General features: G+C 70.0%; 19 protein-coding genes. 11 read left to right on the top strand and 8 right to left on the bottom strand.

What is annotated here, in order from left to right:
- Positions 1 to 14: 14 nt before the first annotated feature.
- From ACYVIO_RS31675 to ACYVIO_RS31665, 3 genes are all read left to right on the top strand, one after another.
- Positions 15 to 1,121: a GuaB3 family IMP dehydrogenase-related protein gene (locus ACYVIO_RS31675; RefSeq protein ID WP_425835189.1), complete on the top strand. Its 1,107-nt coding sequence runs from the start codon at positions 15 to 17 to the stop codon at positions 1,119 to 1,121.
- The gene (locus tag ACYVIO_RS31670; RefSeq protein WP_460654594.1) at positions 1,118 to 1,846 is read left to right on the top strand and encodes an alpha/beta hydrolase; all 729 of its coding nucleotides are present in this window, start codon (positions 1,118 to 1,120) and stop codon (positions 1,844 to 1,846) included. Before ACYVIO_RS31675 ends, ACYVIO_RS31670 begins: the two co-directional genes overlap by 4 nt.
- 78 nt (positions 1,847 to 1,924) lie before the next feature.
- On the top strand, positions 1,925 to 2,305 hold the full coding sequence (locus tag ACYVIO_RS31665; RefSeq protein WP_460654593.1) for a hypothetical protein: 381 nt from the start codon (positions 1,925 to 1,927) through the stop codon (positions 2,303 to 2,305).
- Between the two features lie 44 nt (positions 2,306 to 2,349).
- Here ACYVIO_RS31665 and ACYVIO_RS31660 read toward each other — a convergent pair whose 3' ends face one another.
- Positions 2,350 to 2,928 carry a TIGR03086 family metal-binding protein gene (locus ACYVIO_RS31660; protein ID WP_460654592.1) on the bottom strand — a complete coding sequence of 193 codons (579 nt, stop codon included), beginning with the start codon at positions 2,926 to 2,928 and terminating at the stop codon, positions 2,350 to 2,352.
- Between the two features lie 76 nt (positions 2,929 to 3,004).
- A complete protein-coding gene (locus ACYVIO_RS31655; RefSeq protein ID WP_460654591.1) occupies positions 3,005 to 4,450 on the bottom strand; it encodes a hypothetical protein in 1,446 nt (481 codons plus the stop codon).
- A 137-nt stretch (positions 4,451 to 4,587) separates the two neighbouring features.
- Here ACYVIO_RS31655 and ACYVIO_RS31650 point away from each other — a divergent pair, with 137 nt between their 5' ends.
- From ACYVIO_RS31650 to guaA, 8 genes are all read left to right on the top strand, one after another.
- The gene (locus ACYVIO_RS31650) at positions 4,588 to 6,180 is read left to right on the top strand and encodes a succinic semialdehyde dehydrogenase (protein WP_460654590.1); all 1,593 of its coding nucleotides are present in this window, start codon (positions 4,588 to 4,590) and stop codon (positions 6,178 to 6,180) included.
- A gap of 1 nt (position 6,181) precedes the next feature.
- On the top strand, positions 6,182 to 7,891 hold the full coding sequence (locus ACYVIO_RS31645) for a GMC oxidoreductase (RefSeq protein WP_460654589.1): 1,710 nt from the start codon (positions 6,182 to 6,184) through the stop codon (positions 7,889 to 7,891).
- 444 nt (positions 7,892 to 8,335) lie between these two features.
- On the top strand, positions 8,336 to 9,325 hold the full coding sequence (gene bioB / locus ACYVIO_RS31640) for a biotin synthase BioB (RefSeq protein ID WP_460654588.1): 990 nt from the start codon (positions 8,336 to 8,338) through the stop codon (positions 9,323 to 9,325).
- Positions 9,322 to 9,507, top strand: coding sequence for a biotin synthase auxiliary protein BsaP (gene bsaP, locus ACYVIO_RS31635; protein WP_460654587.1), 186 nt, complete (start codon positions 9,322 to 9,324; stop codon positions 9,505 to 9,507). The genes bioB and bsaP overlap by 4 nt, the downstream gene beginning before the upstream one ends.
- A complete protein-coding gene (bioA, locus tag ACYVIO_RS31630; protein ID WP_460654586.1) occupies positions 9,500 to 10,801 on the top strand; it encodes an adenosylmethionine--8-amino-7-oxononanoate transaminase in 1,302 nt (433 codons plus the stop codon). The genes bsaP and bioA overlap by 8 nt, the downstream gene beginning before the upstream one ends.
- A complete protein-coding gene (locus ACYVIO_RS31625) occupies positions 10,801 to 11,955 on the top strand; it encodes an 8-amino-7-oxononanoate synthase (RefSeq protein WP_460654585.1) in 1,155 nt (384 codons plus the stop codon). Before bioA ends, ACYVIO_RS31625 begins: the two co-directional genes overlap by 1 nt.
- The gene (gene bioD / locus ACYVIO_RS31620; protein ID WP_460654584.1) at positions 11,952 to 12,650 is read left to right on the top strand and encodes a dethiobiotin synthase; all 699 of its coding nucleotides are present in this window, start codon (positions 11,952 to 11,954) and stop codon (positions 12,648 to 12,650) included. Before ACYVIO_RS31625 ends, bioD begins: the two co-directional genes overlap by 4 nt.
- A gap of 2 nt (positions 12,651 to 12,652) precedes the next feature.
- Positions 12,653 to 14,203 carry a glutamine-hydrolyzing GMP synthase gene (gene guaA / locus ACYVIO_RS31615; RefSeq protein WP_460654583.1) on the top strand — a complete coding sequence of 517 codons (1,551 nt, stop codon included), beginning with the start codon at positions 12,653 to 12,655 and terminating at the stop codon, positions 14,201 to 14,203.
- Positions 14,204 to 14,207: 4 nt separating this feature from the next.
- Here guaA and cpt read toward each other — a convergent pair whose 3' ends face one another.
- The 6 genes from cpt to ACYVIO_RS31585 form a co-directional block, all read right to left on the bottom strand.
- On the bottom strand, positions 14,208 to 14,741 hold the full coding sequence (gene cpt, locus ACYVIO_RS31610) for a chloramphenicol phosphotransferase CPT (RefSeq protein ID WP_460654582.1): 534 nt from the start codon (positions 14,739 to 14,741) through the stop codon (positions 14,208 to 14,210).
- A gap of 335 nt (positions 14,742 to 15,076) precedes the next feature.
- Positions 15,077 to 15,703, bottom strand: coding sequence for a hypothetical protein (locus tag ACYVIO_RS31605; protein WP_460654581.1), 627 nt, complete (start codon positions 15,701 to 15,703; stop codon positions 15,077 to 15,079).
- Positions 15,700 to 16,212 carry a SigE family RNA polymerase sigma factor gene (locus ACYVIO_RS31600; protein ID WP_460654580.1) on the bottom strand — a complete coding sequence of 171 codons (513 nt, stop codon included), beginning with the start codon at positions 16,210 to 16,212 and terminating at the stop codon, positions 15,700 to 15,702. Before ACYVIO_RS31600 ends, ACYVIO_RS31605 begins: the two co-directional genes overlap by 4 nt.
- A 90-nt stretch (positions 16,213 to 16,302) precedes the next feature.
- The gene (locus tag ACYVIO_RS31595) at positions 16,303 to 18,960 is read right to left on the bottom strand and encodes a hypothetical protein (protein ID WP_460654579.1); all 2,658 of its coding nucleotides are present in this window, start codon (positions 18,958 to 18,960) and stop codon (positions 16,303 to 16,305) included.
- Positions 18,957 to 20,720 carry an HSP90 family protein gene (locus tag ACYVIO_RS31590; protein ID WP_460654578.1) on the bottom strand — a complete coding sequence of 588 codons (1,764 nt, stop codon included), beginning with the start codon at positions 20,718 to 20,720 and terminating at the stop codon, positions 18,957 to 18,959. The genes ACYVIO_RS31595 and ACYVIO_RS31590 overlap by 4 nt, the downstream gene beginning before the upstream one ends.
- 54 nt (positions 20,721 to 20,774) lie before the next feature.
- Entirely contained in the window at positions 20,775 to 21,557 is a 783-nt protein-coding gene (locus ACYVIO_RS31585; RefSeq protein WP_460654577.1) for a TetR/AcrR family transcriptional regulator, read from the bottom strand.
- Between the last annotated feature and the right edge of the window lie 71 nt (positions 21,558 to 21,628).

Here is a 21,628-nt window from a genome sequence, read left to right as displayed (position 1 = left end):
AGGAAGACCACCAGATGACCGAGATCGAGATCGGCCGGGCCAAGCGCGGCCGGCAGGCGTACGCGTTCGACGACATCGCGATCGTGCCGTCGCGCCGGACCCGGGACCCCGAGGAGGTCTCGGTCGCCTGGCAGATCGACGCGTACCGGTTCGAGCTGCCGATCCTGGCGGCGCCGATGGACTCGGTGATGTCGCCGGCCACCGCGATCGCGATCGGCAAGGCCGGCGGTCTCGGGGTGCTGAACCTGGAAGGCCTGTGGACGCGGTTCGAGGACCCGACCTCGCTGCTCGAGGAGATCGTCACCCTCGGCCGTGAGCAGGCGACCACCCGGCTGCAGGAGATCTACTCGGCGCCGATCAAGCCCGAGCTGATCTCCCAGCGCGTGCAGGAGATCCGCGACTCCGGGGTCACCGTGGCCGGCGCGCTGTCGCCGCAGCGGACCAAGCAGTTCGCCAAGCACGTGGTGGACTCGGGCGTCGACCTGTTCGTCATCCGCGGTACGACGGTCTCGGCCGAGCACGTCTCCGGCCAGGCCGAGCCGCTGAACCTGAAGCAGTTCATCTACGACCTCGACGTCCCGGTGATCGTCGGCGGTTGCGCGACCCACCAGGCCGCGCTGCACCTGATGCGGACCGGCGCTGCCGGCGTACTGGTCGGCTTCGGTGGTGGCGCCGCGCACACGACCCGCAAGGTGCTCGGCGTCGCGGTGCCGATGGCGTCCGCGGTCGCCGACGTTGCTGCTGCTCGCCGGGACTACATGGACGAGTCCGGCGGCCGGTACGTGCACGTCATCGCCGACGGCTCGGTCGGCCGGTCCGGCGACGTCGCGAAGGCGATCGCCTGCGGCGCCGACGCGGTGATGGTCGGTTCGCCACTGGCCCGCGCGAGCGACGCCCCCGGCGGCGGTTTCCACTGGGGCGCCGAGGCGTGGCACGCGGACCTCCCGCGCGGAGAGCGCGTCGAGGTCGGCGTCACCGGCACGATGGAGCAGATCCTGTTCGGCCCGTCCTGGGTCCCCGACGGCACGATGAACCTCGTCGGCGCCCTCAAGCGCGCCATGGCGACCACGGGCTACACGGAGCTCAAGGAGTTCCAGCGGGTCGAGGTCGTCGTAGGTTGAGTACCGGCGTCCTGCTGCTGCACGGCTCGAGCGGTACGCCGGATGCCGGGCGGGCGCGGATCCTGGAAGCCGCCGGGTACGACGTTCTCGCGCCGAAGTGGTTCGACGCGCGGGTCAGCGAGATTCCGCTGGAGTCGTTCCCGCTGGACGAGCTGGCGGCCCGCAACGACCGGCTGGTCGTGATAGGCAGTTCGTTCGGTGCCGAGGCGGCCCTGCTGCTCGGCACCGTGGACGACCGGATCGACGGGGTCGTCGCGCTGTCGCCGTCCGCGCACGTCTGGGCCTGGATCGAGGACGGCGTACAGACCTCGCACTGGACCTGGCAGGGCAAGCCGCTGCCGTTCGTCCCGTTCGACCTGGACTGGGAGCCGGACGACGATCCGCCCGCGTACGTCGACGGCTACCGGCACCGCTTGCGGACGTTCCCGGCCGAGGCGAAGCAAGCGGAGATCCCGGCCGAGCGGTTCCGCGGTGAGCTGTTGCTGTTGGCCGGTGGCGACGACAAGGTCTGGCCGTCGACGGAGTTCGCCGAGCACCTGGTGGCCCAGCGGGGATCGTTGGTCACCGAGGTGCTGGTGTCGGAGCAGGCCGGGCACCGGCTGATCCTGCCGGGCGAGCAGCCGAAGAACGCCGGGCAGCAGATGGCTCGGGGTGGCAGCGACGAGGCCGACCGGGCGTTCGGCGTACAGGTCTGGCCGCACATTCTGAGGGTTCTTGCTGGTTGAGGCGTGGACTCGCCGTTCGTGAGGTGAGACACCTGCGGCGGCTGCTCGCGGGTTGGGTGGTTCTGGAAGGATTGAGCTATGGGACTGTTCAGCCGCCGCACCGAAGCCGACAACGTCGCCCTCGCCGCTGCGCGGGCGCAACTGGCCCCCGAGGACGTCGACCAGGTCAGGTTCCTGCTGACCACGCGCAAGAGCGTCTTCGCGGTCAAGTACGTGATGGATCGGACCAACTCCGAGCTCAAGCACGCCAAGGAAGTGGTCGACGACATCCGGCTCGGCCGCTTCGTGCCGCCGGTCACCGGTACGCCGGTCGTCCGCATGCCCGGTACGAACCTGGCCGAGCGCACCCGAGCCCTCAAGGCCAACGGTGACCTGCACCAGGCCACTGCTCTGGTGGTCAGCGAGACCGGCATGACCGAGGCAGAGGCCGGTCTGTTCGTCGGAGCGCTGCAGGCCTAGGTCCAGCGCCGGCGCCTCGCAGGAACTGAGCCCTGCCCGGCGGGTCAGGACGGCACGGCGCCACCGGGCGTCCACGACGCGTCCCGGCCGAAAGCGCCGAGCAGGCGGTCCACCGGGTCGGGGCCGCTCGGGACGCGGGCGGCGATCGCACCGCCGTCCCGGTACATGGCTTCTCGCTGCTCGAACCACGCAGCAACCTCGGTGACCAGCTCGGGGTCCAGCTGGGGCGTGGACTCGATTGCCACCGCGAGGTCCCAGCCGTGGACCAGCAGATCGGCGATCAGTTGGCGGAGGTACTCGGTGGTGTCCTCGTCGCCGTACGAGAGATGGACGGTCGGCACCGGATCGGCCGTCGCCGCCTGTGCCTCGGTCGCGGCACTGGCCGCGGCAGCGGCCGGATCCTCGCCGAGCAGATCGCCGTCCAGCGCCTGGCCGACGTCCGCGATGGTTCGCCCGGCGAGCAACGGGACCGTCCACCGCTCTTCGCCGACCACGTGATTCACCAGCGTTCGCACGTCCCAGTCGGCGCACGGCGTCGGCCCGTCCCACTGGTCGGGCTTGACACTCTCCACCTGCCGAACGAACTCCGCACCAGCCCGGCGATGCATCTCGACGACGTCCATGGCCCTCGCCCCCTTGGCGCCAGAGTGCGCCCGGCGCAGCACCCGGTCAACGGTTCGGGCCCGAGCAGCTCCAGGCCTAGATCTGGAGCTGGGCGGCGGCCTCGTGGGCGTGTTGTGAGGCCAGGAAGTCGCCCTTGGCGGCCAGCAGGTCGCCGTGGTGGCGGTAGCAGGAGCCGGCCAGGTCGGCGACCTCGACGTTGCTGGTGGTGAACGGGATCAGCGCCGTCGCGACCTCCGCACTCCAGCCGGCGAGGTCGAGTGCCATCTCGGTCTGACCGGCCGCGTGGTACGCCTCGGAGATGTCCAGCAGCAGTCGCGCCCAGATCGGCGCGTACGTGCTGGTCTCGTACCGCATCCGCTGCGACTCGCGCTCCGACGAGATCGCGAACAGGTAGTGCGCCTCCAGACCGAGCGTCAGCGCGGTCTCCGCGTCGTGCGCGAGCAGCGGGCGGACCAGCTCGGCCAGCTCGGTGGCGCGGACGCAGGCCGACTCCGGGTCGGTCCGGCCAGACACGGTCGCCAGCGTCATCCCCGGCGCGGGCTCGCTCAGCGCCAGCAGCCGGTAGTACTGCTCGAACGGCCCGAGCTTGATCTCGGCCGTCTCCAGCGCGGTCCGCAGCGACGGCGGGATGCCGCGGTCCAGCTCGTCCACGACGCGCTGCGCGGCCTCTTCGTCGGTGGCGAATGCGGTCCGCAGGCAGTTCTCGCCCTCCAGGACCCGACCGACCTGGTTCAGGTGGCGGCCCTTGCGCGCGAGCGCCGCGACCAGCGTGCGCAGGTCGGTCGCCGACTCGGAGTCGGCGAGCGTGTCCGCCGTACTGAGTCCGATCTCGTCGGCCTCCAGGGCCAGGTCGAGCCGGCTCTCCGCGGCGTGGATGTCGGCCGAGACCGCCGTCGCCGAGCAGAGGTAGCGCGCGTACGACAGCGACTGCGCGCTCTCGTTGATCTGACCGGCCAGCTGCAGGAACAGCTGTACGGCGGCGTCGGCAGAGGCCACCGCGAGATCCGGGTCGCCGTACCGGCGCAGGATCAGGGCGTTCATCGCCAGCACCCGGGCGAAGTCGGGCTGGTGGTGCAGGCTGTCCGGACCGCCGACGAGCTGGCCGTACGCGATCACGGCGCCGTCCATCTCCAGTACGGCGGTAGCGCCCCAGCCGCGGTGGGCCTGGGTCATCGCACGTCGGGCGCGGACGTCAGCCAGGAACGAGGTCGCATCCAGTACGCCGGCGTCGCTCAGCTCGGTGTAGCCCAGCTGAGCCTCGTGCAGCGCGGCCAGCGCCTCCTCGTGGTGACCTGAGGCGTTCAGCGAGCCCGCAAGCTCGTACTGCGTGGCCGCCATCAGGTGCTTGGCCTCGTAGTGGTCCGGCCGGTCACTGGCCCGCTCCCGGGCCAGCTCGATCACCCGTTGCTGGTAGGGCCCGGCCTCGTCGGCGCGGCCCTCCTCGATCAGCACCTGGGCGGTCTGCAGCGCCTCACCGAGCTCGTCCTCAGGAGGCGTCCAAAGCCCCCCGCTGTCCACCATCTTGACGTTCCACCCCTTCGCTGACTCAACGGATCACCTTAGTGCCAACCGCAGTGATCCACCTCACCCCGACCCCGTGAGTCCGTGCCACTGGCGCGGTACTGACACATCTGATTACCCACAGGTAGCCTGGGGAGATGAGCGAGCAGACCTCGATCCCCGCGGACCCCGAGCTGGACCCGACCGCGTCCTGGGCCACCGACCAGTCGGTCGTCCGGCGGCTGACCGGGCTGCTGCGGGCCACGGCGGGTACCCGTACGTCGTACGCGCCGGCCACCGGGCAACCGGTCGCCGAGCTGCCGCTGTCCAGTGCGGACGACGTGGTCGCCGCGATCCGCTCCGCCCGGCGTACGCAGCGCAGCTGGAAGGGCACGGCGCTGGCCGACCGCGCCGCGATCCTGCTGCGCTACCACGACCTCGTGCTGGACCACCGCCACGAGCTGGTCGACCTGGTCATCCTGGAGTCCGGCAAGGCCCGCAAGCAGGCGTTCGAGGAGGTCGCGCACGTCGCGCTGACCGCCCGGTACTACGCCCGCAAGGCGGCCGAGCTGCTCGGGCCGCAGCGCAAACTCGGCATGTTCCCGGTGTTGACCCGGGCCGAGCAGCGGTTCGTACCGAAGGGTGTCGTCGGGATCATCTCGCCCTGGAACTACCCGCTGACGATGGCGATGTCCGACGGTCTGCCCGCCGTACTGGCCGGGAACGCGGTCGTGCTCAAGCCGGACAGCCAGACCCCGCTGACCGCGTTGCGGGCGGTCGAGCTGCTGTACGAGGCCGGTCTGCCGCGCGACGCCTGGCAGGTCGTGAACGGCGACGGCCCGACCGTCGGCGGCGCGATCATCCAGAACGTCGACTACGTCTGCTTCACCGGCTCCACCAAGACCGGCCGCCTGGTCGCCAAGCAGGCCGGCGAGCGGCTGATCGGCGCCAGCCTCGAGCTCGGCGGCAAGAACCCGATGCTCGTACTGCGCGACGCCGACGTGCACCGCGCCGCCGAGGGCGCTGTCCGGGCCTGCTTCAACAGCGGCGGCCAGCTCTGCGTCTCGATGGAACGCCTGTACGTCGCCGACCAGATCTACGACGCGTTCGTGACCGCGTTCCTCGACCGGGTGAAGAAGCTGAAGGTCTCGGCCGGCACCGGCTGGGACGTCGACATGGGCTCGCTGATCTCCAAGGCGCAGCTCGAGACGGTCAGCCGGCACGTCGACGACGCCCGCGACAAGGGCGCCGTCGTCCTGGCCGGCGGCAAGGCCCGGCCGGATCTCGGCCCGCTGTTCTACGAGCCGACCGTGCTGTCCGGCGTGACGCCCGAGATGGAGTGCTTCGACAACGAGACCTTCGGGCCGGTCGTGTCGCTCTACCGGTTCTCCGACGAGTCCGAGGCGATCGAGCGGGCCAACGAGGGCGAGTACGGGCTGAACGCCAGCGTCTGGACGCGCGACGGCCGCCGCGGCCGCGCGATCGCCGCCCAGCTGGTGGCCGGCACGGTCAACGTCAACGAGGGCTACGCCGCCACCTTCGGCTCGATCGACACCCCGATGGGCGGCATGCGGTCGTCCGGCCTCGGCCGCCGCCAGGGCGTCGAGGGCATCCGCCGGTACGTCGACCCGCAGGCGATCGCGACCCAGCGGGTGGTGCCGATCGCGCCCTCGCACGGCCTCAGCGACGAGACGTACGCCGAAGTGATGACGACCGCGCTGCGGCTCCTCAAGAAGCTGGGCCGGGCCTGACATGAGCTTCGACCACGACGTCGTGATCATCGGCTCCGGCTTCGGCGGCAGCGTGAGCGCGCTCCGGCTGACCGAGAAGGGCTACAAGGTCGCCGTCCTGGAGGCGGGCGCGCGGTTCGACGACGCCGGGTTCGCGAAGAACTCGTGGGACAAGAACCGGTTCCTGTTCGCCCCGAAGCTCGGCTGGTACGGGATCCAGCGGATCAGCGCGCTGCGGGACGTGATCATCCTGTCCGGCGCGGGCGTCGGCGGCGGCAGCCTCGTCTACGCCAACACCCTGTACGAACCGCTGCCGGCCTTCTACACCGACCGCCAGTGGGCGCACATCACCGACTGGAAGTCCGAGCTGGCGCCGTACTACGACCAGGCCAAGCGGATGCTGGGCGTCACGACGTACCCGCACTTCACGCCGGCCGACGAGGTGATGAAGCAGGTCGCCGACGACCTGGGCGTGGGGGACACCTTCCACCCGACGCCGGTCGGGGTGTTCTTCGGCGAGCCCGGGGTCGAGGTCGAGGACCCGTACTTCGGTGGCGCCGGGCCGCGGCGGAGCGGCTGCATCGACTGTGGCGAGTGCATGACCGGCTGCCGGCACAACGCGAAGAACACGCTGACCAAGAACTACCTCTACCTGGCCGAGAAGGCCGGCGCCCAGGTCTTCCCGATGACCACGGTGACGTCGGTCGAGCCGCTGCCCGGCGGTGGCTACGCGGTCGAGACCCGCCGTACGTCGAACCGCAAGCTCACGCGCAGGTTCACCGCCGAGCAGGTCGTCTTCGCGGCGTCCGCGCTCGGGACGGCGAAGCTGCTGCACCGGCTGCGCGACGAGGGCAAGCTGCCGAAGGTGTCGGAACGGATCGGTGTCCTGACCCGGACGAACTCCGAATCGTTGCTGGGGGCAATCGCCGGGGACCGGTCGGTGGACTACAGCCGCGGCGTCGCGATCACGTCGTCGTTCCACCCCGACGAGATCACCCACATCGAGCCGGTCCGGTACGGCAAGGGCAGCAACGCGATGTCGCTGCTGCAGACCGTGCTGACCGACGGCGACGGCGACAAGCCGCGCTGGCGGACCTGGCTGCGGGAGTTGGGCGTGCAGCGGAAGAACATCCGCCGCCTGTACGACCTGAAGCACTGGTCGGAGCGGACCGTGATCGCGCTGGTGATGCAGACCGCGGACAACTCGATCACGACGTTCGGCAAGCGGGACCGGTTCGGCCGCTGGCGGCTGACGTCGAAGCAGGGGCACGGCGCCCCGAACCCGTCCTGGATCCCGGTCGCGAACCAGGTGGTCCGGCGGATGGCGACGATCATGCGCGGGACGCCGGGCGGCACGATCGGGGAGCCGTTCAACGTGCCGATGACGGCGCACTTCATCGGCGGCTGCGCGATCGGCGACTCGGCCGAGACGGGTGTGGTCGACGCGTACCAGCGGATCTACGGGTACGACGGGTTGCACATCGTGGACGGGTCGACGATCTCGGCGAACCTGGGCGTGAACCCGTCGCTGACGATCACGGCGCAGGCGGAGCGGGCGCTCGCGTTCTGGCCGAACAAGGGTCAGGACGATCCGCGGCCGGCGGTCGGTACGCCGTACGAGCGGGTGGCGGCGGTGGTGCCCGAGCGGCCCGTCGTACCGGCTGATGCTCCGGGTGCGTTGCGTTTGCCCATTGTCGGCATCACCAACCAGCAGGCTGTGACGAAACCGTAACGCCACGACAATGTGAAAAACCCTCAGTTGCGGTGAATTCCGCGGCTGAGGGTTAGTGAATTAGTGCCGTAAAAGGGAGCAGGTCCCTCGGGAACGTTTCCGCCCAAATCGTTTCCCGAGGGACCCACTCAAGCCGGGGTGAGGCGCCCGGCGCTTTGGGATCGGGTCACCAACCACAGCTGGCGACCCGAGCTCATGAACCCCACTCTACATCCGAATCCTGGAGTTTCGAGCTGCTGCGAATGAATGTGATCACTCTGCGTGCTGTTCGTAATACTCTGGGTTTCGGAGCGGCGGTCTCCTTGCGGTGACCGCCTCTGCACACATCAACGAGCCCGCCCACAAGGGGTTACGAGGTTCTCCAAAAACTTTTCCGGCCTTTCTGACGGTCGGCGTGACGCCCCTCGCAGTGCGGATCGGCATGGCTGGCCTACTGTGACCCGCATGATCCTCGACGTCGCCCGTGAGCAGGTCCTTGGCCGTGGTGTCGGTCTGAACCAGGAGCAACTGGTGGAGGTGCTGCGGTCGCCGGACGACCAGCTGGCCGATCTGCTGGCGCTGGCCCACGACGTCCGGGTGAAGTGGTGCGGTGAGGAGGTCGAGGTCGAGGGGATCATCTCCCTGAAGACCGGCGGCTGCCCCGAGGACTGCCACTTCTGCTCCCAGTCCGGTCAGTTCACCTCGCCGGTCCGCGCGGTCTGGCTGAACATCCCCGAGCTGGTCGAGGCGGCCAAGGAGACGGCCAAGACCGGTGCGAGCGAGTTCTGCATCGTGGCCGCCGTACGCGGTCCTGACGCGCGGCTGATGTCCCAGGTGAAGGCCGGCATCGAGGCGATCAACGCCGAGGTCGACATCAACATCGCCTGCTCGCTCGGCATGCTCAGCCAGGAGCAGGTCGACGAGCTGCGCGCGATGGGCGTGCACCGCTACAACCACAACCTCGAGTCGGCCCGCTCGTACTTCGGCGACGTGGTCACCACGCACTCCTTCGAGGAGCGCTGGGAGACCTGCGTGATGGTCAAGGAGTCCGGCATGGAGCTGTGCTGCGGCGGCCTGGTCGGGATGGGCGAGACGCTGGAGCAGCGGGCCGAGCTGGCCGCCCAGCTGGCCGAGCTGGAGCCGCACGAGGTCCCGCTGAACTTCCTGAACCCGCGGCCGGGCACGCCGTTCGGTGACATGGAGGTGATGGATGGCAAGGACGCGCTGCGCACCATCGCCGCGTTCCGGCTGGCGATGCCGAAGACGATCCTGCGGTACGCCGGGGGCCGCGAGCTGACCCTGGGCGACCTGGGCACCCGCGAGGGCCTGCTCGGCGGCATCAACGCGGTCATCGTCGGCAACTACCTGACCACCCTTGGCCGTCCGGCGACGGCGGACCTGGACCTGCTGGCCGAGCTGAAGATGCCGGTGAAGGAACTCCAGAAGACGCTATGACGCTCGTGTACTGCGGCCACTGTGGCCAGGAGCTGACCGACGGCGGCCACGAGAGCTGCCGTACGGCGTTGTCGATGGAGCCGCCGCGGTACTGCGATCAGTGCCGGCGGCGGATGGTGGTGCAGGTGCACCCGATGGGCTGGACCGCCCGCTGCTCGGTGCACGGTGAGATCCATGGATGACCTGCTGAAGCAGGACGCGGCGCTGCTGTGGCACCCGTACGCCTCGCTGACCGAGCCGTCGCCGACGCGGCTGGTCACCGGTGCTTCCGGCGTACGGCTGACGCTGGACGACGGTGCCGGTGGTTCGGTCGAGGCGATCGACGCGATGGCGTCGTGGTGGTGCATGATCCACGGCTACCGGAACCCGGTGCTGGACGCGGCACTGCGGGAGCAGATCGACTCGTTCAGCCATGTGATGTTCGGCGGCCTCACGCACGAGCCGGCGGTCCGGCTGGGGGAGCGGCTGGTCGAGATCACGCCGGAGCCGCTGCGGCACGTGTTCTTCTGCGACTCCGGCTCGGTGTCCGTCGAGGTCGCACTGAAGCTGGCGCTGCAGTACCAGGTCGCGCGCGGCTTCCGGGGCCGTACGAGGATGCTGACCGTGCGTGGCGGGTACCACGGCGACACGTTCGCGCCGATGAGCGTGTGCGACCCGATCAATGGGATGCACTCGCTGTTCACCGGCGCGCTGAAGGAGCAGGTGTTCGGTCCGCAGCCTCCGGCCGGGTTCGACCGGCCTGCTGACGACCCGGAGTACTTGGCCTGGGCCGAGGTGATGCGTGCGCTGGCGGCGCAGTACCGGGACGAGGTGGCGGCGATCGTCGTCGAGCCGATCCTGCAGGGCGCCGGTGGCATGTACCCGTACAGCCCGGCCTGCCTGCGGCTGCTGCGTGAGCTGGCGGACGAGTACGGGTTCCTGCTGATCCTGGACGAGATCGCTACGGGCTTCGGCCGTACCGGCACGCTGTTCGCGTCCGAGCACGCCGGAGTCGACCCGGACATCCTCTGCGTCGGCAAGGCGCTGACCGGCGGCTACCTGTCGATGGCAGCCACCCTCTGTACGACGGACGTCGCGCGGACGGTGTCGGGCGGCCCTGGTGGTGCGCTGATGCACGGACCGACCTTCATGGCGAACCCGCTGGCCTGTGCGGTCGCCCTGGCGAGCATCGACCTGCTGCTGGCGTCCGACTGGTCTGCTGAGGTCTCCCGGATCTCTGCCGGGCTGTCTGCTGGTCTGGCTCCGGCTGCTTCGTTGCCGGGGGTGAAGGACGTTCGGGTGCTTGGTGCTGTTGGCGTGGTCCAGCTGAGTGGGCCGGTCGACCTGCCGCGGATGACTGAGGCTGTACTGCGGCGGGGCGTGTGGGTGCGGCCGTTCCGCGATCTGGTGTACACGATGCCGCCGTACGTGTGCACGGACGAGGAGATCGCGACGATCACCACCGCGATCACCGAAGCAATTGCCGAGGGCAACTGATGCTGCCGGATGGTGAAGCGCGCGGTGACGGGCTGCTCGCGCGGTGGCTGTCGCCGCTCGCCGCGGACCGGGATGCCCGCGGGCTGACTCGTCGGCTGCGGCCGCGGGACTCCGGTGAGGATCTGGTCGACCTGGCGGGCAACGACTACTTGGGGTTGGCTCGCGATCCTCGGGTGGTGGAGGCCGCGGTGGCCGCCGTCCGTGAGTGGGGTGCCGGCGCGACCGCGTCCCGCTTGGTCACAGGCACCACGGCGCTGCACGCCGAGCTGGAGTCGGCCCTGGCTTCCTACACCGGGCACGCTGCCGGGCTGGCCTTCTCCTCCGGGTACCTGGCGAACCTCGGCGTCGTCACCGCGCTGGGTGGCGCCGAGACGCTGGTGGTTTCCGACGCCCACGTCCATGCCTCGCTCGTCGATGCCTGTCGGCTGTCCCGCTCGCGGGTCGAGATCGTGCCGCACAACGACGTCGAGGCGGTCGGCAAAGCCCTTGCCAACCGCAACGAACCGCGCGCGCTCGTCCTGGTCGAGTCCGTCTACAGCGTGCTCGGCGACGCCGCCCCGCTGACCGCACTCGCCGCCACAGCTTTGGAGCACGAGGCGGTCCTGCTGGTCGACGAGGCGCACGGGCTGGGTGTCACCGGCGGTGGGCGCGGCTCTGTTGCAGCGACCGAGCTGGCCGGGCTGGACCACGTCGTCGTCACTGTCACGCTGTCGAAGGCACTGGCCAGCCAAGGCGGAGTAGTGCTCGGCCCGGCCGTGCTGCGCGAGCACCTGGTCAACCGGGCCCGCTCCTTCATCTTCGACACCGGCCTGAACCCAGCAGCCTGCGCGGCAGCCCTGGCCGCGCTGCGGATCCTCACCGACGAGCCGACCCGACCGGACTCCATCCACGCGACTGCTCGCCGGCTGGCTGACGAGTGCGGCGTGACGCCGTCGGCCGGAGCGGTCGTCTCCGTGCCGATGCCTGGACCACGCGAGGCGGTCCGGGCTGCCGAGCTCTGCCTGGCGGACGGCGTACGGGTGGGCAGTTTCCGACCGCCCTCGGTGCCGGACGGCATCAGCCGTCTCCGTCTGACCGCTCGGGCCGGGCTGACAGCCGCAGAACTCGACCACGCCTGCCACACCATCACCACAGCTATCCAGGAGGTCTCGTGACCGTCCTCATCGTCACCGGGACCGACACCGGGGTCGGCAAGACCGTCGTCACCGCTGCACTGGCTGCCACTGCACCCGGCAGCGTCGCGGTGATGAAGCCCGCGCAGACAGGTGTGACTGCCGACGAGCCGGGCGACCTGCAGGACATCCAGCGCCTCACCGGCCTGACCGACCTGCACGAGGGAGTCCGGCTGCTCGACCCGCTCGCTCCCACGACGGCTGGTCGCCGTCAGGGACTCGCGCTGCCCTCCATCGACACCCACGCGAAGGCGATCGACGACCTGGCCGCCGACCACGACCTCGTACTGGTCGAAGGCGCCGGGGGAGTGCTGGTCGGGCTGGACGAGGACGGCCACGACCTGGCGGACCTGGCCGCGCTGCTGACCGTCCCGTTCGCGTTCGTCGTGGTCTGCCGTGCCGGACTCGGCACGCTGAACCACACCGGCCTGACAGTCGAGGCGCTGCGCACGCGGCAGCTCCCGATCGCCGGCCTGGTCATCGGCTCCTGGCCCGACGAGCCGGATCTGGCCGAGCAGTGCAACGCCGACGACCTGCCCGCGACCACCGGCGTACCGGTTCTCGGACGGATCCCGGCCGGTGCCGGGCAGCTGGACCAGCGGTCCTTCACGTCGGCGGCCGCCGGGTGGTTCACCGGCGCGATTACAGCCCGGCTGACCTGCACCGATACCCTCTAGGCGTGACTGATCATGACCTGGTTCTCGTTGTCGACTTCGGGGCGCAGTACGCGCAGCTGATCGCCCGCCGGGTGCGCGAGGCGAAGGTGTACTCCGAGATCGTGCCGCACTCGATGGCCGTCGAGGAGATGCTCGAGCGCAAGCCGAAGGCGATCATCCTGTCCGGCGGGCCGCAGTCGGTGTACGCCGAGGGCGCACCGCGGGTGGACTCGTCGCTGTTCGACGCAGGCGTCCCGGCGTTCGGGATCTGCTACGGGTTCCAGGCGATGGCGCAGACGCTGGGCGGCGACGTCCGCAAGACCGGGCTGCGCGAGTTCGGCCGGACGCCGGTCACGGTGAGCGAGGGCGGCACGCTGCTGGCCGGGATTCCCGAGGACCTGAACGTCTGGATGTCGCACGGCGACGCCGTGCACGCGCCGCCGGCGGGCTTCGCCGTACTGGCTGCGTCGGGCGGTGCGCCGGTCGCGGCCTTCGAGGACCTGGACCGCAAGCTGGCCGGTGTCCAGTGGCACCCGGAGGTCCTGCACTCGCAGGCCGGGCAGGCCGTGCTGGAGCACTTCCTGTACGACATCGCGGGCTGCACCGGCGACTGGACGACCAGCAACGTCGTGGACGAGCAGGTCGAGCTGATCCGCAAGCAGGTCGGTGACAAGCAGGTGCTGTGCGCGCTGTCCGGCGGTGTGGACTCCGCGGTCGCCGCCGCTCTGGTCAGCAAGGCGATCGGCGACCAGTTGACCTGCGTGTACGTCGACCACGGGCTGCAGCGCGCCGGTGAGTCCGACCAGATCGAGAAGGACTTCGTCGCCGCGACCGGGACCCGGCTGGAGATGGTCGACGCCGAGGACCAGTTCCTGACCGCGCTGGCCGGCGTCACCGACCCGGAGCAGAAGCGCAAGATCATCGGCCGGGAGTTCATCCGGACCTTCGAGGCGACCGCGCGCAAGCTGGACGCCGAGCGGCACATCGAGTTCCTGGTCCAGGGCACGCTCTACCCGGACGTCGTCGAGTCCGGCGGCGGGACGGGTGCTGCGAACATCAAGTCGCACCACAACGTCGGCGGGCTGCCGGACGACCTGCAGTTCTCGCTGATCGAGCCGCTGCGGACGCTGTTCAAGGACGAGGTCCGCGAGCTCGGCGTCGCGCTCGGCCTGCCCGAGACGATGGTCTACCGGCACCCGTTCCCAGGCCCGGGCCTCGGCATCCGGATCGTCGGCGAGGTGACCAAGGACCGGCTGGAGATCCTCCGCGCCGCCGACCTGATCGCCCGCACCGAACTGACCGCCGCCGGTCTGGACCGCGACATCTGGCAGTTCCCGGTCGTGCTGCTCGCCGACGTCCGCTCGGTCGGCGTCCAGGGCGACGGCCGCACGTACGGCCACCCGGTCGTGCTGCGTCCGGTCACCAGCGAGGACGCGATGACCGCCGACTGGGCGCGTCTGCCGTACGAGGTGCTCGAGAAGATCTCCACCCGCATCACCAACGAGGTCGACGAGATCAACCGGGTCACCCTCGACATCACCAGCAAGCCGCCGGGCACCATCGAGTGGGAGTAGTTCGCTAGGAGGTGACCCGCGCCGCGATGGCGCGGGCGCACTCCGGCGACTCCGTCGTACCGGTGTCGACTTCCAGGTCGTAGTACACACCTTCGTGGACGACGTGTGCCTGGAGTTCTGCCATGCCTGGTGTGCGGTCGCCGCGGGCGAGCTCGCGTGCGGCGGCGATCTCGGGGGCGCAGCGGACGCCTACCCAGAGGACGTCCAGGCCTTCGAGCTGAGTGCGTACGCGCGCCTGTGACTGGGCGCCGCTGAGGAACACGTCGTCGAGCACGATCCTCGCTCCTGCGCGCACCATCGCCGCGATCCCTGCCATCCACGCGGTTTCCAGTGCGCGGAAGTCGTCGCCGACCGATACCTCGCCCTGGTCGCCGAAGCCGATCCCGTCCCCGCCGTCCACCAGCGCAGGCGGCATCGCGTCGACCAGGTCGTCGACGCTCAAACTCAACCAAGCCCCCGGCAGCACCTTCTGCAGCTCCCGCGCGAGCCGAGACTTCCCCGAGCTCGACCCACCGTTCAGCACGATCACCTGAGTCACCCCGCCACGCTAACCGCGCCAGGGTCCTCGCCACCCGCCTGTACCTCTCGAACACCAACCACCCATCACCTCACAAGTACCAGCCACCGATCGGGGGCTGGTACTTGAAAGACAAGGCCGGCAGCCGCCAACACCTCTCAGGTACCAGCCACCGCTCGAGGGTTGGTACTTGAAAGACGAGGCCGGTGGTCGCCTGTGCCTTTCAAGTACCGGCCATCGGTCGGGGGCTGGTACTTGAAAGACGAGACCGGCGGTCGCCTGTGCCTTTCAAGTACCAACCACCGCTCGGGGGCTGGTACTTGAGAGGTGGTGGGCGACGAGGTCAGTTCCAGCGGCTACCGGTACGCCGCGACCTCCATCATTACGCTGCGGGTCTCGTTGGGCTTCATGTCCACCTGTGCGACGCCGTACCGCGGCCAAGCAGCCGGTACGACGAAGTCGGTGCTCGTGACCGACCCAACGCACGGCACCTCGCGAGCACCGGCCACCGCGTCGCCCGGCGGAGTCGGCGGCGGGTCGAGCTGCTGCTCGGTGTACCCGGTCAGCGACACCTCCAGCATCACCGGGTCGGGCCCGCTGGCCGTCGGGCAGAGCAACCGGATCCGGACCAGGTCGTTGCTCCGGAGCCCGTCGAGACCCAGGTAGAGCCCGCCGTTGGACTCGACCTCGTGGTGCGGCGCCGGGTCGGACAGCAGCTTCCGGTCGCCGACCTCCGGCGGGGGATCGCCGAGCGACGGGAGGTCCGTGGCGACAGGTCCAGCCGGCTCAACCGAGTCGCCCGGCCACAGGTCCACCGCGCCGATCACACCGGCGACCACAACCGCCGTACAGGCAACAGCTGCGACGGCCTGGTTGCGGCGGCGGCGCCGGGCGCGGTGGCGGATGACCGGCACCGGGTCGCCAGGGGAGGCGACCGGCCGCCCGGCTTCCTTGAGCATCGTGCGCAGTTCGTCGGTGTTCATCGGGTCTCCGTGGTCTCTTGGGAGGCGAGGTCGACGCGCAGCTTGGTCAGTGCCCGGTGGGTCTGGCTCTTCACCGTCCCGATCGAGCAGCCCAGTACGTCGGCCGTCTCGGCCTCGGACAGGTCTTCGAAGTACCGCAGGACAACGGCGGCGCACATCCGCTTCGGCAGTCGCCGCAGCGCCTGCATCAGGTCGGAGTGCTCGACCAGACGCACCGAACCCCCGTACGCCGTCGGCGCGACCGCCGTCAGGTCGTCGGTCGGCACCTCCTTGCCACCCCGCCGCCGGCGCCACCACTCGGTGTGGGTGTTGACCATCACCCGGCGCACGTACGCCGTCGGGTCCTCGGCCTGCACCTTGCGCCAGGACAGCCAGCACCTGGTCAGCGTGGTCTGCACCAGGTCCTCGGCCAGGCCGCGGTCCTGCGTCAGCAGGTAGGCCAGGCCCAGCAACGCGCCGTACCGAGCGGAGACGTAGGCCTCGAAATCGGCGCGGGTGCGTCCCTCCATCACCCGAACCTCCACAACCCCAGCGTCAGCCTGCATACCGGACAAGAGGCAGAACGGTCGCCGAAGGTTGCACGCCCCCGAACCCCGGATTCACCCCACCTGGCTGAGCTGGGCCTCCAACGCGTCCGCTTCCTGGTGCCGGTCCAGCTGACGCAGCCGGTCCGCCAGCAGGTAGCCGGCCCGGTGGTAGTGAGGGTGACTGGTCGGCAAGGTGCTGAAGACCTGCTGCAGCGCGGTCTCATCGCTACTGGCGTGCTCAGCAAGCAGGAGCTGGGCGTTGAGGTGCTGATCCTCGTAGCCACCGCGCTCGTAGGCCTCTGCCGCACGGGTGGCCTCGGCGACCAACACCGCCACCTCGCCCAGCTGCAGAGCCAGGATGGCCCGGTCCCAGTGGAGGCCTGCCTGCTGGAAGAGCACCTGCTCGTCAGCTGACGGCAGCGCCTCCAGCACGGGCTCGGCGCGGTCCAGCAGCTCGCGGACCTGAGCGAAGTCACCGGAGTAGCGAGCGGACTGCCCAGCAAGTCGCAGAGCCTGGACGTATTCCAGCGGCTGCTCAGAGGCCTCGAAGTACGCCGCCGCAGCCACGAACGCGTCCACAGCCTCCTTGTCGCGGTCGAGCCGCTCGAGCAGGCTCCCCTCGTCCTGCTTGGTCTGCGCAAGCCAGTACGGGTGCGCGTCAGCCGGGGCCTCCGCCAGCAGCGCCCGCGTCTGTGTCAGAGCCGACTCCAGCTCGCCCAGCGCCCTATACGCATCAGCCAGTACGCCGCGTACGTCGCCGAGCAGGCCAGCCAGTTCCGGGTCGTGCAGCGAGGGCAACGCCTCTTCGGCGGTCTCAGCCGCCTCCAGCGCGCGACCGCTGAACAGGTACGACTTGGCGAGCTCCAGCCGGCAGATCGCCAGGTGCACCTCGCTGTCCGGCGTACCGGTCGCCAGTGCGATCGCCTCTTCCAGATCGCCGACCGCCTCGGCCGGGCGCTGCAGTGCGAGCCGGATCCACCCGCGCTGACGGTAGGCGAACGAGCGCGGCATCTGTTCCCGCGTCGCAGTCCCAGCGGTTGCAGCCTCTTCGGCCTCGTCCAGCCGCTCCAGCTGCAGCAGCAGGTTGCACTGCAGGATTCCAGCGCCCGACTGCAGATCCGGGTCAGTGTCCGGACGGGTCCGGAGTACCGACAGCTCGGCCAGCGCCTCCTCACTGCGACCGGCCTGAGCCAGCATCGTCGCCAGCGAGTACTGCCACCCGCCACGGCGTCGCGGCTCGTCCTCCTCGATCAGCTGCCGCAGCGGGGCTTCGCCAGTGGCCAGCCCCTCGTCCAGCTGCCCGGCGTCGCACAGCACCCGGCCGATCCGCCCGCGGTCACGCAGTACTCGGACGTCCTCGCCCAGCTCCGCGTAGACGGTCAGCGCCTCTCGCCACGACTCCAGCGCGAGCTCGACGTCTTCGTTGTTCGAGGCAACCAATCCGCGCCCGTCGAGCACCCGGGCCTGGTCCAGCGGCGTACGGTCACCCTCCGGGATCTCCTGCTCGAACGCCGCCCACGCAGCGATCGCCTCCGTCCGACGGTCCGTCTGCCAGGCCTCCTCGGCCCGGTCTAGCCAGACCCCTCCGACACCCTCCGGCAGCGGCGCCTCCGGGACAACAGGAGCCGCCACCTGCGCCCGCTGGTGAGCCTTGCGGGCCGTCTCCGACAGCGGCAGGTAGTCGACCCACGGCTCCGCGGCCAGGACAGCGCTCACGTTCTCGCTCTGCCGCTTCGTCCCGTTCCGCTCGTCGAACTGCGCGGCCAGCGCCAGCGCCTGCTGGGCCAGCTCTTCCGCGAGCTGCCCAGAGGCCACGTCCTCGCTGGACGACCGACGGATCCGCAGGTCCACGCGACTCAGCGCATGCGATGCGGCGGCCGCGAAGTCCATGGTGGCGAGCGGGCTGGGGGAGTCGGCCAGGTCCGGCAGGTGCCGCTCGATCAGCTCGACAGCACGCGGCAGGTTCCCGGTGCGTGCGCAGAAGCGGATGTGGTCGGCGTACGCGCTCAGTTCACCGGGCTGGTTGCGCAGGATCCGGTACGCCCGCCGGTGCGCGTCGACGGCCTCGGTGTACATGCCCTCAGCAACGTAGGCAGGCAGCAGTGTGGTGAGCATCTGCTGCGGCTGCTCATTGCAGGTCAGCTGCCCGTCCAGTACACCGACCGACAGCGCCACTGCCTCAGCAGTCTGGCCAGTAGTCGTCAGGTGCAGCACCTTGCTCGTCGGGTCGCAGCCGATGCAGTCCGACAGGTCGTCGCGCGGTGAGGTCGACCAGAGCCGGAACTGCTCGGCCGCTGTCTCGTCGTCACCGATGTGTGCCGCCACCTGCCAGCGGTGCTGGTGCACGGCGTGCGGACTGTGCCCACCGACCCGCCAGCGCCGCTCCATGTCGTCCAGTACGGCGTACGTCCGGTCGAGCGGGACCTCGGGGAACTTGGTCAGCGTGTTCGGCGCGTACTTGAAGCACCACAGGAACAGGTGCGAGTGCTCCTGGTACTTGGCCGGGTCGGCGTCCCAGTCCGCCACGCAGCGCGCGAACGGCACCAGCGACTTCCGCGGCTCCCCACCCATCACGTACGCCGTCACCAGGCTGAGCCGTGCGAAGAACGCCAGGTCCTCGGCGCCCTCGGCGTCGGCCCGGCGGACCACGTCCTCCAGCATCGCGGCCCGGGCCTTGCCGTACGGCGTCTGCTGGGCCTGGTGCAGGCGGTCGACCAGGTCGTCTGTCATCGCGTCGGGTCCTCCGCAGTAGGGACGGCCTGGTCGAGCAGACCGAGGAACGACCGGTTCACCAGCGCGGAATCCGCCGGGCCGATCGGGTGGTAGCCGAGCATCAGCGCGTGCCCGTACAGGCCTTCCACAGCGAGCCGGGCGAGCTCCGGGTCGGCCAGCGCGGCCATCCGTCGTACGAGCGGGCTGCGGTGGTTCAGCACGAGCTGGGGACGGCTGTCGTCGTTGGTGTCGAGTGCGCCGAGCACCTCCGACCAGAGCGCGTCGGTGCGCTCTCTGGTCGCGCGCAGCTCGCTGGCGAACTGTGCGGACCGGTCCACGAGGTAGATGGCCGACAGTGACGCCGGGTCGAACGCACGGACGACCACCTCGCAGCCGACCGCGTCCAGCGCCTCCTGGGCCAGCTGGACGAACGGACGCAGCTGCAGCTCGGTCTGCGGGTCCAGACCGTCGAAGCTGGTGCTCAGCTCGGTCGGGTCGAACCTGCTGGTGACCAGGTCGGGTACGACGTCGGGCAGCCGGTGCAGCAACTCCGCGTCGTAGGTGTAGCCGGCGTTGACGATGGTCAGGTCCTGCGCCGAGGCGACCGCTGCGAGCTGGCGGAACTCCTCGATCGTCCCGACGTACCGGATCTCGCTCTTGCGCTCCTGCAGCTCGGCAGCGGTCATCCGGCCGTGGTTGGTCTCGAAGCGGAGCCAGCGGTGCACCAGGCGGAGCATCTCGTCGTCGTGCAGGGCCAGGGCCTTCACACCGAGCTGATGAATCCCCAGGAACCGGTCCAGCTTCTGCGGGTCGGTGCTGCCGAGCCGGACCATCCAGCCGCGCAGCTGCTCACCCAGCGCCTCCCTGGTGGTCTCCAGGTGGCCGTCGTCGAACAGGGCCTCCCGGCTCGCGGTGGGCCGCAGCTCGGAGGTGTCGATCACCGCGCGGACGAAGAATGCCCAGTCCGGCAGCAGCCCCTCGACGCCTTCGGCCAGCAGCATCCGCTTCAGATAGACGCGGTGGGTGGCCCGCTCGGCAGGGTTGGCCGCGAAGGGCAGAACGTAGGCGACACCGGTCAGTCCGGCGGCCGGGTTGTTCAGCGGGATCACGTCGAACGGCGTGAAGCCGAGGTGGTCCTGCGCGTAGCCGACCAGGTCGGCCCGGCCGTTGCCCTCCCAGGGCGCCACGCCGTCGGTGACCCGCTCGCCGTTGACCGTGATCTCCAACGGCAGCAGGGCTCCGAACAGCTTGACCAGCTCGATCACCGTCGCGGCCTTGAACCACTGCTCGGCACCGCGACGGGCCTGCAGCGTCACCGTCGTACCGACCGCTTCGCGGTCCGCCGCCTCGGTGATCGTGTAGCGGCCGTCCGCCGTACCGTTCCAGCGCGTGGTCGGCCCGTCGGCCGGCCTGGTCACGACCTCGATCTCGTCGGCCACCATGAACGCCGACAGCAGCCCGATCCCGAACTGCCCGAGGAACTCGGTCCGCGCGAACCCGATCTCGTCGCGCTTCGAGCTCCGCCCGATCGTCGCCAGCAGCTCGCGCACCTCGTCCGGCCGCAGCCCGATCCCGCTGTCGCTGATGCTCAGCCGCTGCCCGTCGACGACGATCCCGATCGTGCCCGGCGCCGCTGCGTCCACGGCCCGTCGCGCCGTCACCGCGTCCACGGCGTTCTGCAGCAGCTCCCGCAGGTAGACCCGCGGACTGCTGTACAGGTGGTGACTCAGCAGGTCGACGACACCCTGCAGATCCACCCGGAAGTTCTCGCTACCCATTGCCCAGCCCCTCCAGCTCAAAGCTGCCCAAACGCTACGGCATGGGTGGTCCGGCTACTTGCTCGCGGCGATGCCGTCGAGCAGGTGGTCGAGGCCGAAGCGGTAGGCCTGGGTGGTGACCTCGCGGGTGCCGTCGCCGTACGACGTACCGCCGCCTTCGCCGTCGTTCCAGACCGCGGTCATCGTCGGGTAGCGGTCGACGTCGAAGTAGTTCTCCCAGAGGTCGCCGCGCTCGTGCCACCAGGCGTCGTGGGTCTGGCCGGTGGAGCGCTCGAGCAGGTCGCTCTCGGCCTCGCCGCCGGCGGCGGAGTCGACGTACGTCGCGATCGCGAGGGCGGCGAGGTTGGCGCGAGCCGGTGGCAGGCCCAGCGCGAACATGGTGGACAGCAGGTACTCGCGCGCGGCCAGCATGCCGGGGCCGACCGGCGGGCGGATCGTGGAGACGCGGCCGAGCCAGGGGTGGCGGGAGTACAGCGCGCGGGTCTCGTCGGAGTACAGCTCGACCTGCGCACGCCAGTCGGCCGGGCGGTCCTCGCCGGGGCCGGGCAGTGGGCGTTCGAGCAGGACCTGATCGATCATCAGGTCGAGCAGCTCCTCCTTGGACGGCACGTAGGTGTAGAGCGTCATGGTCCCGACGCCGAGGGCCTTCGCGACGTTGCCCATCGAGGCGGCGGCGATGCCACGCTCGTCCGCCAGTGCGACAGCGGTGTCGACCACGGTGTCCAGCTGCAATGTGGGCTTGCGGCCGCGAGCCCTTTCCTGGGCCGGCGCGGTCTTCCGCCAGAGCAACGCGAGCGTGCGCGCGGCCGGACCGCCGCCGCTGTGCTGCACCGTCATGTCGCACCTCTTCCCGTCGCCGCATCCTATGAGAGCCAATTGTCGTATACCCTACGAGAATTGCTTCCGAG

The organism is Kribbella endophytica (genome assembly GCF_054781295.1).
This window is presented reverse-complemented; position numbering and strand designations above follow the sequence as displayed.